Origin of the sequence: Sorangium sp. So ce145 (assembly GCF_051525985.1) — a bacterium.
Taxonomy (GTDB): Bacteria; Myxococcota_A; Polyangia; order Polyangiales; family Polyangiaceae; genus Sorangium; species Sorangium cellulosum_B.
The window spans coordinates 6,895,949-6,910,839 of the sequence record NZ_CP150315.1; the positions used below are offsets into that span (position 1 = coordinate 6,895,949).

Sequence of the window (14,891 nt, forward strand, 5' to 3'; positions counted from 1 at the left end):
TCGCGAAACCCAACCACGTCACGACAATGCGGCGATGCGATGGGATAGCCGTAGACGCCCCCGCCGCCGTCGCCTGAGTCAGCGGTCCCGGAGAAGCCGGACCATCCGCCGACGAAGCTCCTCGTTGCTCTCGCGCCTCGCAGCCTCGTTCAGCAGCTCGATCGCCGGCCCGCGCAGGACGGCGGCGTACTCGAGCCCTTCGATCGCCAGCCTCCGGGCGATCTCACACGGCAGGGACAGCGCGGCGGTCCACACCGCGCCGTCGTAGAGACAGCCGCGCAGGCCGCTCAGGAGCGGCGTTGCGGCGGCAACGTCGTCCCTCGCGATCGCACCCCTGAGCCTCGCCGTCAGCCGCATCCTCGCCTGGTCCGAGCGCGTGGCCCCGCACGCGGCGATGGCGAGCGCCGCGATCTCCTCGTCGGGATCGGAGGTCAGAGGCCACACCGCATGGAAGAACGGGGTTCCGCCGATCGCCACGGCCCCGAGGGCGCGGAGCAGCGCCTTTTTCCGGGCCAGGGACGCGGTTTGGAGGCGCGGGAGCAGGAGCGCTTGATCCACGGTGAACTCGCGCCCAAGCCTGTCGAGGAACGCAGCGCAGTCCTCCTCGGGCAGGCGGTCGAGCGCCTCGATCCGCGCCTCGGGAACCGGGGGAAATCTGTCCTCCTCCCCGGACTCGAACGCTTCTCTTGTCCCATCGAGCGCCTCGGCGAGCGCCCTCTGGACCGCATCCTTGTCCCAGGCCTCCGCCGCCCGCGCTTCCAGCTTCAGCGCGGCCAGCAATGCCTCGCCGGCGCGCCGGTGCTGCCCTGGATTCCTGACGACGAGGGCCGCCATCACGGGGGCGCGCCGCCACGGATCGGGAGCGGCGAGGGCACGCTGGAGCGCCGGCTCGGCCTCGGGAACGCGGTACTCGCGGAGGACCAGCGACGCGGCGTGGAGGTCCCGCAGCGACGCCGACCGCTCGATGAACCGCTCGATCGAGGCGATGACGTGGGGATCGCTGGGTTCGTAGCCCGAAATGACGTGCTGGAGCACCGGCAAGATGTCGCTATCCAGGCCGTCCGGGTCCTGCGCTGCCAGGAGCGACACGAGGAGCGGAACATCGCCCGGGCGACCGGCTACCCACAGGACGAGGAGCGCGCTCCTGTGATTCCTGCTGTGTTGCCCGGGCGGGCCCCTGAGCGCCTTGATCGCCTGGACGCGCATCGCCCCGGCAATCTCGTGCAGGGGGTTGTCTTGTCCCCACCGGGTCTCGGCCTGGCGTCGCTGGAAGTACAGGAAGAGCCGGTTGATCGCCTCGCGGGAGCCGGACCTGAGCACGATGCGCGCGAGCCTCACCCGCTCCTCGTCGCTCATGGCCGACGTGAGGAGATCTTCGGCGATCGCGTGCGCCCGCCGCCGGAGCGGCCGCCCTTCGGCAGAGATTGCAGGGCGCAGACGGCGCTTTCGGTCCGGGCTCATGCCAGAGCCCATGGATCCTATCAGCATCCGTTCGACGCGACAGGGGTTCCCTGCGCGAGCAGCCAGCACGGCTCACGCTCCAACGTGCGACGCGGCTCGTGAAGCACGCGCTCCACCTCGCAGGATGGATCTCCTGGGACTGGAGCCGTTAGCATGGTGAATGCATGCCGCAGCAACCACCGACCGAGCCGCAGCAACCACCGACCGAGCCGCAGCAACCACCGACCGAGCCGCAGCAACCACCGACCGAGCCGCAGCAACCACCGGCCGAGCCGCAGCAACCACCGGCCGAGCCGCAGCAGTCGCCGCCCGAGCAGCCCTTCTCGCTGACGGACGGTGCCCTCGCCGCGTTGGTGGCCACCGGCTACGGCGTTCCGGCGCTCGCGGCGTTGCTCTTCGGCGCGAGCCAGCTGGTCCAGCTCGATGCCGCGATCTTCGTCGCTGGAGCGCTCGGGCTGGCCGGTTGGATCGGCCTGACCGTATGGACATACCGCGCGATACGGCGCCGGGGGCGCGCCCCCTTCCAGATGGCAGCCGAAGCGCTCACGCTGCTCCTCCTGCCCGCCTGGGGCATGGCATACAGCCACGACGCCCCCGGGACGTGCGCTGTCCCGGCATGCGACGTCGGCACCACGGCGTTCCGGCCGCTCGCCGAGCCGGAAGTCCACGGCTTGATCGCGCTGCACACCCTCACCGCGCTCGCCTATGTCGTGTCACGGCGCCGGAAAGAAGCGCTGCCTGGCCCTGCAGAGCTCGTCGTCCATGCAGCGCTGCTCGTCGGAATTGCGCTCCACGTCCTGCTGGCGGTGCACTTCGGCCCCTGGGTCGCGGCCGGCCTGCTCGTGCCGCCGCTGCTCCTGCCGTGCCTCGCGCCGGTGTTCACCGTCGTCTTCTATTCCGCCGAGCTGCGCGCTCGCCTCTTGAGGCGGGGCGTCGAGGCCAGCGCGCCCGCTCCGTTGGCCGCCGCCGATCCCGCCTATCGCGCGGGGCCGCCGCAGGTCCCGCTCCCGCCGCCGCCCGCGATTCACCGACCCACGTTGTGGCGCGCCCTCGCGGCTACCCCGTTGCTGCTCGGGGTTCACGCCGTCCTGCACGCGGCCTGGCTGGGACATCCGGCAGCCGCCCTCCAGGTCTTCACCCGCACGTGCGGGTACACGCTGTCGCAGCTCCCGATCGTGAAGCTGCCCGGCGATTGCCACTACTTGTGCACCGTCGCTGCGCGCGGCCACGCCTGGCTTGTGCGCCCGATCCGGCTCGGACGGCGGGGCGGCACGCCGATCCTCGTCAATCGCCAGCTCGCCATCGCCAACGCCTTCGAGGATCTGCTGCACGAGCGCTGGCCGCGCTTCGGCCGCGCGGCACGCCAGCTCTACGACCGGATGGGGCTGCCCGTGAGCCGATACATCGGCGCCGCTTGGGCCGCCGATGTCATCTATCTCGCGATGAAGCCGCTGGAGTGGGCGTTTTATCTGACGCTCCTGCTGCTCGACCCGCGCGCCCCCGAAGAGCGGATCGACCGTATGTACAGGTGAGAGCGACCCAGCGGCCCGACCCACCCACCCGACCGACCCAGGTTGAGACATCATCGAGCCGTCGCCCGACCCAGCACGACCCACCCGGGTTGAGCCATCGAAAGCGTACGCACGAGGAAACTCGACCCGGGTTGTCGGCCACCGGATCTGCGCGCCCCCAATCCATGGATGACCCGGGTTGATACAATCGCATCGCCTCACCTATCGGCCCATAATCGTCCCGCTCTGTCAGCCAGAGTCTGTCTAAGGTCACCGTTCCAATCGCCGCATACGCATTCGACCCGGCATACCCAATTCTTGGGCATACGCGCAGCGCCAGACAAACGCTCCGCCTGCTCCGCCTTCTCCAGACTGACGTTCTCCACAACACGACAACGCGTCGACCCCGCTCCCGCGCTTTTCGCATCGCTGAGAACGGCGCCATGCAGTATCTACACCACGAGTCTGAGGTCCGTCACGCTGGCGCCGTGGAACGTGCGCATCCACCAGGTTCCCGCGGGGAACACCACACCGCGTATCCCGGCGCGCCACTGTTCAAGCGCCGCGCGGTATGACGCACGAAACGCCCGCACCGCAGCACCAGCGATTCGCCGCGCATCACCCTGCTCGCGGCCAACCGCAAAGGTCGGATTGCGTTCGCCCAGCGCCTCGAAGCTCGTGACGCGCTCGTACGGGGAGATCTTGCTGACTCGCTCAGCACCAAGGAAGCGACGCCCTTGCCGCTGCAGCGCCGCATGGGCCAGCGCCTCCTGTTCCTTGAGCGCGGCGGCGACCAAGTGCCTAAAGTCATCGATGCCGTCCTGCTCGACCGCCGGTGGCAGCGCGAGAGGCAGCATCACTTCCTCGGGCCACTGTGGATTTTCCGGGTCAAGATACGCCACAGGACGCGCCGCACGCAGCACGCCGCAGCCGAGCTCTCTCACATCGACTTTCGCCCCCGGCCACTCACGCGCATGCCGGACGAGGCCAGCGGCCACAGGGTTCGCGAGCACGTAGGCAATCTTCTCCACGACAGCAGCGCGCGTCAGAAGGCGCACAACGCTCGTGGCTTCGTGGTCCCATACCGGTCCTTCCCACGCGCGAAGCACCTTGGTCCCGAGCGCCACAATGCGATGAAAGAACTGCAAGAAGCGCGGAAGGACGCCATTCACATCCGTCACGACCAGGTGTAGATGCGTTGACATCGCGCAGAACGCGTGTACCTCGATCCCGAAGCGACCAGCCGAGACCGCGAGGGCGTAGACCAAGAGCTGGGTGATCGCTGCGTCGGGGCGCAAGAGCAGGTGCCGACGCAAGACGCGACGGGTGATCATATAGGTAGCGCCGGGCGAGATCTCGCGGGGGTGGCTCATGGCCCGTCCGTATCAACAAACGCTGTGCCAGAGACTGCGGTCAATCATTTCAAGCACTTGCCACGCCCAACACGTGGCGATCACTGCGCCAGAGGTGGCGGCCGCCATGCCGTCTTCCACCTCGGATGTTATATTCTCCACCTCCAGACATCGCAGCCCACCCCCTCCACCAACCTCAACCCCCCACCCAAGCCAAGCCAACCTAGGTTAGATTTGGGGGAGCAAATCTAAGTCGGTCTTGGGACGACCTACGTCGAGTCTCCGACCTGGGTCGGGTCTGCGGGTCCAATCTGGGTCAGGTCTCAACCCGGATCGGTCTCTGGTCTGTTGGATGGGCCCAACCTGGGTCAGGTCTCAGCCTGGGTCCGGTGTGGATGGATCAGGTCTGGATGTGGATGAGGTCGGCTCTGGATCGGTCCAACCTGGGTCGGGTCTCAGGTGTGGACGGGTCATGATCAGGTTCGGTCCAACCTGGGTCGGGTCTCACCCCCCGGCCTTGTTTTCTTTTGCATGGAGAGCGCGCTCCGAACGAGAATACAGCATGCTCGACCCAGCTTATGACTCATCCGCGATCCACAAACACGCAGTCCGTGAGAGCTTCACTTACACATTCCGCGCCCCCGCGGGCGTTTGTCGCGCGACTCGCACATCGTTCCAGCAGCTTCTCGCGAACGGCTCGACGCTCGCTGTCGCCGCTCTCCTCGCTGCGTGCGGTCCGGCGCCGGAGGACCCTGCTCCGGGCTCGGGGTCCGGCGGCGGCACGACGGCGACCTCAGGCGCAGCCGGCACCGGCAGCGCCGGGGGCATCGGCGACGCCGGCGCCACCAGCAGCACCGGCGGCACCGGTGGCGCCGGCGCCGCCGGCAGCACCGCCGACTCGACGGCCGAGGCGGCGGGAAGCGGCGGCTCGACCGGGGCTGCAGGCGGCAACCCCGGCGCCTGCGAGCAGGGCACGACGAGCACGGAGTGGGCGACGAGCTGCCAGGTCACGGGGGCCAGCTGCACGGCAGGCACCTGGAGGGCGCCGCGCGACGGCGGCGAGACGCGCGCGCCGCTGCGCCACGAGTCGGCGCACTTCGCCTTCTACTGGCCCGAGGGGACGGACATCAACCTGAGCCAGGCGGAGGAGGCGGCGGACACGCTCGAGAGCATCTGGAGCGCGTACTTCGGCAGCCCCATCTTCTTCCCCGAGCCGTACTGCAAGTCAGCGGACAAGTGGAAGGCCGCGGTCCATTTCGACAACAGCTTCCCGCTCTGGGGCGGCGGGTGGAGCCGCAACGGCGTCAATTACATGGGGATGTGGATCGGCCCCGACGCCGCCCGCGACCCGTGGGGGCTCGCCCACGAGTTCATGCACGGCGTGCAGTCGACGACGCAGGCGTTCCCCGATTGCGGCGGCGACGGCTGCTGGATCTTCGAGAGCCACGCGAACTGGATGCCGCATCAGATATGGCGGGACAACGTGCACTGCTCGGACATGCTGCCGAACATGCCGCACCTCTACTACGGCAACACCCGGAACCGCTATTGCAACTGGCAGTTCTTCGAGTTCCTGAAGGACAAGCACTGCTACAGCGCCGTCAACGACATGTGGGCCTACGAGGCGCCGCGCGGCCAAGGGGACCCATGGCAAAAGCTCATGCTGAGCCGTGGCTGGGACATCGAGCGGCTCAACGACGAGTTCGGCGAGTGGGCGATGCACAACATCACCTGGGACTACAAGGACCCTCCGCCCACGGACGGAGGCGATCCCTCCGGCGTGTATCGACGGAAATACGGCTCGATCGAGGCCGACATGACGTCGAACGGCCGCACCGATCGCCGGCTTCGTCTCACGCGGCTCGAGGCGCTCGACGCGGACTGGGCGCAGAATCGCCGCTTCGTCTCGCCGTATCACTGGGCACCGCAGCGCTGGGGTTACAACATCGTGCGCCTGCACCCGAAAGCGGACGCGACCAGCGTGCGCGTCGTGTTCCGGGGCGTGACGCAGGCCGGCGCCGACTCAGGCTGGCGCTGGGGCCTCGTCGCGACGGACCCGGAGCTGACCACCTCCCGCTACAGCCCCCTGCACCGGGGGGGCGACGGCGAGATGGACTTCTGCGTCAGCCCCGGCGAGAACGTCTACTTGGTCGTGGTCGCGACGCCGACCGAATACCAGAAGCTGGTCTGGACGAGGCTCTCGGACGGGCCAGCGTACCCGTCGATCTACCGCTATCCGTACATGGTGGAGCTCGACGGCGCGTGGCCCGCCGGGTTCCAGGACGGTCAGCTCGATGCGTGTCCGCGGGGCACGACGAGGCACGCGAACGGCGGCGGCTGCGCGCCTGCGGGCACGCCATCGAGCGTCTACGTCGGTCCTTACGCGACCATCCTCGGCGGAGAGGTGAGCGGCGACGTCCGCGTCGAGGATCATGCGACCATCGTCAACGGCGTGATCTCCGGCGGCCGTGTCGGCGCGCTCAGCCTGGTCGGGCAACGCGGCTCGGGCATCCAGGCGCGCGGGTTCAACGTGAGCGGCTCGGCGAACGTGCAGGCCACCTTCTATCCGCTCGGCTGGTTCGGCGATCGACAGTCCGTCTCCGGGACAGCAACGCTGCTCGGGGATGTCGAGTTCGTCGCCACATCGAAATCGAGCAACACGTTCTACGGGTTCGTCCCCGACGACTGGGCGGGCGTCACGATGGTCACCGAGGTGACGGCCGCACCGCCGTACACCTGGCGGCGTTGAGGCCACGATGCAGACGATGCTTCATGTTGGGCTCATCGGTGACCGCGACGACGCCGTGACGGCCCACCGGGCCATCCCGGTGGCGCTGCGGCTGGCGGGAGAGGCGCTATCCGCGCCGCTCTCCTTTGAATGGGTGCCGACCGAGGAGGTGACCGACGCCTCGCGGGTGGCTCGTTATGACGCCCTGTGGTGCGTTCCGGCGAGCCCGTACCGGAGCATGGATGGCGCGCTGCGCGCGATCCGCTTCGCCCGTGAGCAGCGGCGCCCGTTCCTCGGCACCTGCGGGGGCTTCCAGCACGCGGTCGTCGAGTACGCGCGCCACGTGCTGGGCTGGTCCGACGCCGAGCACGCGGAGACCGCGCCAGAGGCGCAGCGCGCGGTGATCGCGCCGCTTGCGTGCTCGCTGGTCGAGGCCACCGGCAAGATCCGCTTCAACGCCGGAACCCGCATCGCGCGGGCCTACGGCCGCCCTGAGGCCACGGAAGGGTATCGGTGCCGCTACGGCCTGAACCCGGAGTTCCAGGCCGCGCTGGTCTCGGGCCCGCTGCGCATCGGCGCCGAGGACGACGCCGGCGACGTGCGCGCCGTGGAGCTCGACGGCCATCCGTTCTTCGTCGCCACGCTGTTCCAGCCGGAGCGCGCCGCGCTGGCCGGGCGGCTGCCGCCGCTCGTGGCCGAGCTCATCCGAGCCTGCTCGAGCGCCGCCGGCTGAACGCTGGCGCCTGCACACCGTTCAACGAAGGAAGGCTCCGCCAGAGCGTCAACGACGCCGAACTCTGGCTCTCTTCCTGGCGTCCGGCGCCTTGTGGTTTCGAACCTCGGCCGGCTTCAGCGTTCGGGTGCGCCTGCTGCTCCACGAGGTGTTCCTGCGAGGCGCTGCGCGTGCGGCGCCGGCGCTCAGCGCGATTGCAGGAAGTACCTGCGCGCGGCCTCGCAGAGTTCGGGCCAGCGCTGAGCAAGCGCGGGATCTGCCGCGAAGCGGCCTGCCCAGAAGGCGTCGAGGGCGGCGCGCGCCGCGGGGGTCGGCACCCCGTAGCGTGCATTCGTGCTCTCCACGTAGGCGGGGTACAGCTCGCACGCGACGACGAGGCCGGCGTACTGGTTGAGCGTGAGCGAGGGTGGCGGGCGCACGCTGAGCGGGTCGCTCACGCTCGCGGGGGCCGGCGTGGAGGCGGGCGGGACACTCGGCGTGGCGGCCGGCAGCGCGCTCGGCGTGGCGACCGGCAGCGCGCTCGGCGCGGCGGCCGGCGGCGCGCTCGACGCGGCGACCGGCAGCGGGCTCGCCGTGGCAGCCGCCTGCGCACTCGACGCAGCGACCGGCTGCGAGCTCGCCGTGGCGGCGGCCTGCGCGCCCGGCGTGGCCGCAACGGAATGACGCTCGTCGTGGAGCGGCACCGCCGGGGAGTGGTGCGCGGGCGCCGGACCAGGCTCGCGCACCGGCTGTCCATCGGGGCTGGCGACGGGCTGAAACGGCAGCGCCGAATCGAAACGAGCGACGGACGGCCGAGGGCGCTCTTCGGAGGCCACCGGGATGAAGGGCAGCGCGGAGTCGATGACCCGCGGCGCATCGGGGAGCGTCTTGCTCAGCGGCTTCGACTCCGCGCCGCTCACCGGCGGGTCCGTCCGAGGAACCGACGCAGGCGCGGGAACAGGCACGATCGCGGGCTGGGTGACGGATTGGGGTGCGGGTGTGGACGCAGGCGCCGGGGCGGGCTCGGGCTCGGCCACCGGTGCGGGCACGGCCACCGGCGCGGGCACGGCCACCGGCGCGGGCACGGCCACCGGTGCGGGCACGGCCACCGGCGCGGGCACGGCCACCGGCGCGGGCACGGCCACCGGCGCGGGCACGGCCACCGGCGCGGGCGCGGCCACCGGCGCGGGCACGGCCACCGGCGCGGGCACGGCCACCGGCGCGGGCACGGCCACAGGTACCGCCATCGCTGCCGGCGCGGATACCGGCATGGGTGCGGGCACACCGAGCGGCGCCGGCCCACCGAGCAGCGCCGGCCCAGGCACCGCCGTTGAGCCCAGCACCGCCATCGGCGCGGGCATCGGCTCCGCCGTCGGCGCTGCCGCCGGCACGAAGGGCAGCCCCCCGCCCAGGCGAGACAGCGGCCCCTGCGCCTCGACCAGCGCCGGCGCGCTCGTCGTCGCGGTGACCTCCTCCGCTTCACGCTTCGCCGCGGTCGGCGGCACGAAGGGCAGCCCTCCGCCCAGGCGAGACAGCGGCCCCTGCGCCTCGACCAGCGCCGGCGCGCCCGTCGTCGCGGCGGCCTCCTCCGCCGCGCGCTGCGCCGCCGCCTCGTCCTCCGCGCGCTGCGCCGCGGCCCGCCTCGCCTCCGCCAGCCGCTCGTCGAGCGCCCCGTGCGCGTCCTTCAGCACGGCCAGCGCCTCGGCGCTCTCGCCGTCTGGACCGAGGACGCGGCCGATCGCCAGGAGCATCTCTCGCGCGGCGCGCAGCGCCGCCTCGTCCGCCGCGCGGCCGGGCAGGTGCCGCCTGGCGAACGCCGCGAGCTCGTCGTCCTCGCATCGAACGAGATCTGCGAGCCGGGCCGCCACGCGGCGCCGATCCGGATCGGCGCTGCTGCCCGCCGGCCTGCGCATCGCCGCGTCCAGCTTCGCGAGCGCCTCGGTCAGCGTGCTCTTCTCCGGCGCCGTCGCAGCCTCCGTGGCGGACCCCTGGCGCGCGCCCCTCACGGCGCGAGCACGAGGACGGTGGTGACGCTCGGTACGATGGCCATGCCCGGCGCGTTCGTGCTGTTCTGGATCGAGATGCTCGTCAGGCGCGTCATGGGCGCGCAGCCGACGATCACCGTGAAGGCCGCGGTCACGTTGCGCGACGGGCCCATCACCATCCCGGACGCGACGCCGAGCGCGACGCCCGGGTTGTCCCCCATCGTGAGCGGCGCGACCGTCAGCATGTTGTGCGCCGGCGCGCACGTGACGAGCACGTTCGGCACGAAGAGCACGCTCATCGGATGGAGCGAGATGTTCGGGTACGGGATCGGCACCGGGGCCGGCGTCGGGGTCAGGCACACGTCCGGGAACGCCAGGCACATCCCCCCTGCGGTCGTCTTCGCGAGCATCGCTTCACCCCTCGTCGTTGCTGGCGCCCGCGGCCCCGCGCCGCGCGCCCCTTCAGCCGATCTTGACCTGCTCGCCGTCGAGCTTCGCGAGCGTCCGCGCGGCGACGATCGTGTTCTCCCCCCGCACCGCCGCGAGGCCCTCCGCGCGGAGATCGAAGACGCCCGCGCGCACCTGCTCGAGCGCCTCGACGAAGCGGAACGCCTGCTTCGCGCGCTGGACGAGCCGATCCGCGCGCGCCTCCATGCGCTCGGCGACGACGACGGCCTTCTGGAGGTGCGCCTCGAGCGACCGGCCGACGAGCCCGATCTCCTCGATCGCCGCCGCCGCCGCCTGCGCGCGGACCTGGAGTTTGCCCGCGAACAGCCCGACCTCCCTGGCGGCGGCGATCTCGATCTGATCGCCGGCGCCGAGCCCGAGCCGCCCCGTCGCCTGCACCTTCATATCGCCCTCGGCGACGATCCGCGTCGTCGCGCCCGCCTCGCCCTCCAGCACCGCGAGGACGAAGACCTGCTCGCCGTCCACCGCGCAGAGCACCCGATCCCCCGCGTCCGGCGCGACGAGGCAGCTCTTCGCGCGCCGCGCCGCGACCGGCCCGCCGCCGAGCTCGACCACGAGCCCCGACGCCGTGCCCCGGACGACGCCCGTCTCCAGCGACGGCACGCGCCGCGGCGAGGGCGAGCGCTCGATCGCCGGCAGATCCACCGCGGCCAGGAGGTCGTCCTGCGCGCTGTCGTCGTGTGCCACCGTCAGGGGCTCGCGGGCCGCCATGCTCTGCATCTCGGGTCTCCTCGGCCTGGATCCGCCCGGTCAGGACGTGCGCGCCGCAACGCTAGTTTCAACCATTTCACGGCAGGAATCAATGAATTTCGTGGAACGCGGCCTCGCCCCGAGTCTCACGGGTCGCGGTCTCACGTCTCGCGTCTCGCGTCTCTCGTCTCGTGATTCCGCACGGCTTCGTGGTTCCGCACGGTCCGCGCAGCAGGCGCGGTCACGCGTGCTGCCCATCGCGCTCTCCGCCGCGGCGCGGCTTCCAGTCCTCGATCGCGGCGAGCTTCTCGTCGTCGCCGAGCCAGCCTGCGCCCGCCGGCACCTTCGCCCCGTCGCGGCGAGCGCGGTGCAGCTTGGCGCGGAACATCGCTGCCTGCGTGAAGTCCGCGCCCGAGAGATCGCAGTGCGAGAGGTCCGCGTACGCGAGCTTCGCGCCGACGAAGCGCGCGCCGGCGCACGACGCGAAGGCGAGGTACGCCTCGACGAGCTCCGCCCCAGAGAAGTCGGCCTCGGCGAGCGAGGCGCGCTCGAAGATGGCGTTCTGCAGCTTCGCCCGTGAAAACCGCGCCTTCGCCGCGTTCGCCTCGCCGAAGAGCGCCTGCGTCAGGACCGCATCGGAGAAGTCGCAGTCGGACACATCGACCCCGGTGAAGTTGCACTGCGTCGCGTCGCAGCCCGCGAAGCTCGAGCCAGCGACGCTGCCGCGCATGAACTGCGTGCGGAACAGCTTTGTTCCCTGGAACGCCCGCGCGCCCAGCGCCGCCTCGACCAGCGTCGTGAGCGTCAGGTTCGCGCCGTCGAGCAGCGCGGTGCGCAGGTCGAGCTTGTACAGCGTCGCCTTCTCGAGGTTCGCGCGAGAGAAGTTCGCGCCGCCGGCCTTGACCTCGACGAGGTTCGCCCGGTCGAGGTTCGCCCCCTCGAACGAGGCGCGCTCGAGCGAGCACGTCGTCCAGGTCGCGACGGGCGCCTCCGCGCCCGACAGCGCCGCGCCCTCGAACGTCGACTCGATGAAGCTCGCGCCGACGAGCCTCGCCCCCGAGAGCGTCGCCCCGTCGAGGCGGCTCCGGAAGAAGGTCGTCAGGTGCAGGTCCACGCCCGCCGCGTCCACGCCCGACAGATCGCACTCGGAGAACGTCGACTCCTTGACGAGCGCGCCCCGCATCACGCGCGGCATGCGGACCCTGTCGAACACCGCGCCCGAGAGATCCGCGCCCGTCAGGTCGAGCCCGGAGATGTCCACGGCCTGGATCGGGTCCCCGTGGCGGACCTTGTCGAGCACCTCGTCGCGGTTCATGTCGCGCCTCCAGGAGCCGGCGCCGCCTGCCGGTCGAACCGGGTGAACTCGACGCTCGCCTCGGCGAACGTCGTCCGGTTGTCGCCGCGCGCGCGGCTGAAATCGGCCCGGCAGAGCTGCGCGCCCGTGAAGTCGGCCCCCGCCAGGCGCGATTTCGAGAGGATCGCCTCCGTCAGGTTGCACCCGCGGAGCGACGCGCGGTCGAGGTTCGTCCGGATCAAGAGGGCGTTCTTCATGACGGCGCGGTCGAAGGTCGCGCCCGTCGCGTCCGCCTCGGAGAGATCGGTCATCGTCATCTGGGCTCGATCGAACCGCGCGCCGCGCAGGTCCGTCGTCCGGAAGCAGGTCTTGTCGAGCACGGCGTCGCGGAAGTCGGCCTCCGGCAGGCCGCTCTTGTGGACGGCGACCCCCTCGGAGAAGCGCGCCCCCGCGAAGCGCGCCTTCGCCCCGGTGCAGCTCATCAGCGACGTCTTGTGCAGCCGAGCGCCCGAGAAGTCCGTGCCGTCGAGCGAGCACTCGAGGAGCATCGCCCGCTCGAGGTTCGCCCCGGCGAGGTTCGCCCCGGCGAAGCTCGCCTGGAGGAACGAGCAGAGCGAGAGATCCGCGCCCGAGAGATCCACGCCACCCCAGCTCACCTGGAGGGCGTCGGCGCGCTCGAGCTTCGCCCGCTTCAGGCTCGCCCCGGCGAGCCTCGCGCCCATCAGGACGGCCTCGGTCAGATCGGCGTCGTCGAACACCGCGCCCTCGAGGTTCGCCTTGCCCAGGTTCGCGCCCCGGAGCCGCGCGCCCGTGAGGTTCGCGCCAGAGAGGTCGGCCTTCGCGAGCACCGCGCCCTCGAGCACCGCGCCCGAGAGGTCGGCGCCGCGCAGGTCGGCCCCCTCGAGGAACGCGCGCGCGAAGCGCATCCCCCGCAGGTCGACCCCGCGGAAGTCGGCGCCGGTGAGGTCGCGCTCGTCGAGCGGCTCGCCCGCCTCGCGCGCCGCGTCGACGACGACGCGCGCCATCTGCGAGGCCTCGGCGGTCATCGGCAGGGCCGCGGATCGCAGGTGCGCCGAGCCGCGGTAGCCCTCGCGCGCCGCCTGCTCGAGGCGGAGCAGCTGCTCGGGGAACCCTGGATCCGCGAGCATCGCCTCCAGCTCGAGGTTCGGCACGCCGCCGAGGCGCGCCGCCTCGGCCAGCTCCGCGTACTGCTGGAGCTGCGCCTTGGCCGAGAAGCGCGGCGGGCCGCCGGGCGGCTCCTCCCCGGTCTGGCCGCGCCGGAGCGCCTCCTCGGACACGTCCATCTCGGCGGCCTGCGCCTTCATGCGCTCCTCGGCCTCCTTCTTCAGGCGCTCGGCCCTCTCCTTCTCTTCCTCCATCTTCCGCGACGCCGCGTCGAGGTACGTCACCAGCGCGTCGAGATCGTCGACCGGCGGAGGCGCTTCGTCCTCCGGCAGCGGCGCGTCGAGGCCGAAGCGCGCCGGGTCGATGCCGTCCGCGAGCAGCTCCTCGCGGCGGCGCTCGCGCTCCCGCTCCGCGCCGCGCCGCAGGTTCTGCGAGGCGAGGTTCTCGCTCTTGAGCCACTGCACCATCTCGATGCCGGCGACGTTCGCGGCGACGCCCGACTCGCGCGGCGGCATGAGATCGCTGTCGCTGAGGGACGCGATCGAGCCCCGGTCCTTGTCGATCCGCCGGGCGAGCGCCTCGCGGTAGTGCTCGATCGGCCGGGGGCGGCCGATCTCCTCGCAGGCGACGACGAGGTCGACGATCTCCCCGGCGTCGTCGTCGGCCACGGGCATCGAGCCGTGGAAGATCACGACGCCGAGGTTGGCCGAGGGGAAGAGCCACACCGTGTCGCAGCGGACGGGCAGATCCAGGAACGCCTCCCCGCTCGCGTCGCGGCGGGTGACGAGCACGCGCGCGGCGAGGCCGGGGAGCGCGCCCTCGATGCGCGGGCGCGTCGGGTGCATGTTCTCCACGAGGAACGCCTCGTCGCCGCGGAGCGGCTCGGCGAGCCATTGATCGCTCGGCGCGACGTTGAAGAAGGCGGGATCGACGTCGGGCGGCAGGCCGGGCGCCCACTTCTCGGCGTAGTCCGCGCCGTACGTCCCCGCGCGGGCGCGGCGCTGCCCGAACGTCACGTCCATCGCGAGGAAGGACGCCGGGCCTGGCCGGTCGCCGGGCGAGCGGATCAGCGCGCCGTAGTGCTCCACGTTCGGCAGCGGCCGGACGCGCTGCCCGCCGCGCTCGATCTCCTCGATCCCCTTCCCGTAGGGGTTCGCCGCGTCCTTCGGCCCGCCGAGCGCGCGCGCCCAGTCGATGGGCATCTCCGAGAACGGCTCCGGCTCCGTGAAGCCGTGGCCGCTCCAGTGCCGGTCGCCCAGCACGGCCAGGCGCTTGTCGACGGAGCCGAGCCGCGCGCGGACGAACGACGCGCCGACGCGGCGGCCCTCCGGGGCGTAGCACCGGCCCGCGACGAGCAGCTCGCCGCGCGCCTTCGTGATGCCGTCATCGAGCGGGATGCTCCCGAGCGCCGCCGTCGCGGCCTGCCAGAACGACATCTCATCGACGAGCGCGCGCGGCGCGTCGAGGGGGAACGCCATCATGGCGCCCACGTGGAACCTGAGGCGCCGCGCGACCTCGACGACGCGCGTGAGCGCCGGGACCTTGAGGGGTTTGACGACTCGCAT

Annotated in this window: 10 protein-coding genes; 3 read left to right on the forward strand and 7 right to left on the reverse strand. The window is 71.6% G+C overall.

Annotation, left to right across the window (positions count from 1 at the left end):
- Window positions 1–78: 78 nt before the first annotated feature.
- The gene (locus WMF34_RS25360) at window positions 79–1,461 is read right to left on the reverse strand and encodes a hypothetical protein (RefSeq protein WP_437989394.1); all 1,383 of its coding nucleotides are present in this window, start codon (window positions 1,459–1,461) and stop codon (window positions 79–81) included.
- A gap of 164 nt (window positions 1,462–1,625) precedes the next feature.
- Here WMF34_RS25360 and WMF34_RS25365 point away from each other — a divergent pair, with 164 nt between their 5' ends.
- Window positions 1,626–2,993, forward strand: a complete 1,368-nt coding sequence (locus tag WMF34_RS25365; protein WP_012237557.1) for a DUF6688 family protein — start codon at window positions 1,626–1,628, stop codon at window positions 2,991–2,993.
- 431 nt (window positions 2,994–3,424) lie between these two features.
- On the opposite strand, the gene WMF34_RS25370 is transcribed toward WMF34_RS25365, so the two are convergent.
- On the reverse strand, window positions 3,425–4,345 hold the full coding sequence (locus tag WMF34_RS25370; RefSeq protein WP_012237558.1) for a hypothetical protein: 921 nt from the start codon (window positions 4,343–4,345) through the stop codon (window positions 3,425–3,427).
- Between the two features lie 541 nt (window positions 4,346–4,886).
- Between WMF34_RS25370 and WMF34_RS25375 the strand changes: the two genes are divergently transcribed.
- Both WMF34_RS25375 and WMF34_RS25380 read left to right on the forward strand, forming a co-directional pair.
- On the forward strand, window positions 4,887–7,073 hold the full coding sequence (locus WMF34_RS25375) for a DUF6055 domain-containing protein (RefSeq protein WP_437989395.1): 2,187 nt from the start codon (window positions 4,887–4,889) through the stop codon (window positions 7,071–7,073).
- A gap of 7 nt (window positions 7,074–7,080) precedes the next feature.
- A complete protein-coding gene (locus tag WMF34_RS25380; RefSeq protein WP_012237560.1) occupies window positions 7,081–7,785 on the forward strand; it encodes a CTP synthase C-terminal region-related (seleno)protein in 705 nt (234 codons plus the stop codon).
- A 185-nt stretch (window positions 7,786–7,970) separates the two neighbouring features.
- Here the strand turns inward: WMF34_RS25380 and WMF34_RS25385 are convergent, their stop codons facing one another.
- From WMF34_RS25385 to WMF34_RS25405, 5 genes are all read right to left on the reverse strand, one after another.
- Window positions 7,971–9,770, reverse strand: coding sequence for a hypothetical protein (locus WMF34_RS25385; RefSeq protein WP_437989396.1), 1,800 nt, complete (start codon window positions 9,768–9,770; stop codon window positions 7,971–7,973).
- A complete protein-coding gene (locus WMF34_RS25390; protein ID WP_012237562.1) occupies window positions 9,767–10,159 on the reverse strand; it encodes a DUF4150 domain-containing protein in 393 nt (130 codons plus the stop codon). Before WMF34_RS25390 ends, WMF34_RS25385 begins: the two co-directional genes overlap by 4 nt.
- 52 nt (window positions 10,160–10,211) lie before the next feature.
- Window positions 10,212–10,937 (reverse strand): DUF3540 domain-containing protein, encoded by a 726-nt coding sequence (locus WMF34_RS25395; protein WP_012237563.1) that lies wholly within the window; start codon window positions 10,935–10,937, stop codon window positions 10,212–10,214.
- Window positions 10,938–11,148: 211 nt separating this feature from the next.
- Window positions 11,149–12,222 (reverse strand): pentapeptide repeat-containing protein, encoded by a 1,074-nt coding sequence (locus WMF34_RS25400; RefSeq protein WP_437989397.1) that lies wholly within the window; start codon window positions 12,220–12,222, stop codon window positions 11,149–11,151.
- Window positions 12,219–14,891, reverse strand: a complete 2,673-nt coding sequence (locus tag WMF34_RS25405; RefSeq protein ID WP_437989398.1) for a DUF2169 domain-containing protein — start codon at window positions 14,889–14,891, stop codon at window positions 12,219–12,221. Before WMF34_RS25405 ends, WMF34_RS25400 begins: the two co-directional genes overlap by 4 nt.

Coding starts and splice junctions, on each gene's coding strand:
- WMF34_RS25395 (WP_012237563.1), bottom strand. CDS start 10,937: ATGCAGAGCATGGCGGCCCGCGAGCCCCTGACGGTGGCACACGACGAC.
- WMF34_RS25360 (WP_437989394.1), bottom strand. CDS start 1,461: ATGAGCCCGGACCGAAAGCGCCGTCTGCGCCCTGCAATCTCTGCCGAA.
- WMF34_RS25370 (WP_012237558.1), bottom strand. CDS start 4,345: ATGAGCCACCCCCGCGAGATCTCGCCCGGCGCTACCTATATGATCACC.
- WMF34_RS25390 (WP_012237562.1), bottom strand. CDS start 10,159: ATGCTCGCGAAGACGACCGCAGGGGGGATGTGCCTGGCGTTCCCGGAC.
- WMF34_RS25400 (WP_437989397.1), bottom strand. CDS start 12,222: ATGAACCGCGACGAGGTGCTCGACAAGGTCCGCCACGGGGACCCGATC.
- WMF34_RS25375 (WP_437989395.1), top strand. CDS start 4,887: ATGCTCGACCCAGCTTATGACTCATCCGCGATCCACAAACACGCAGTC.
- WMF34_RS25405 (WP_437989398.1), bottom strand. CDS start 14,891: ATGCGAGTCGTCAAACCCCTCAAGGTCCCGGCGCTCACGCGCGTCGTC.
- WMF34_RS25380 (WP_012237560.1), top strand. CDS start 7,081: ATGCAGACGATGCTTCATGTTGGGCTCATCGGTGACCGCGACGACGCC.
- WMF34_RS25365 (WP_012237557.1), top strand. CDS start 1,626: ATGCCGCAGCAACCACCGACCGAGCCGCAGCAACCACCGACCGAGCCG.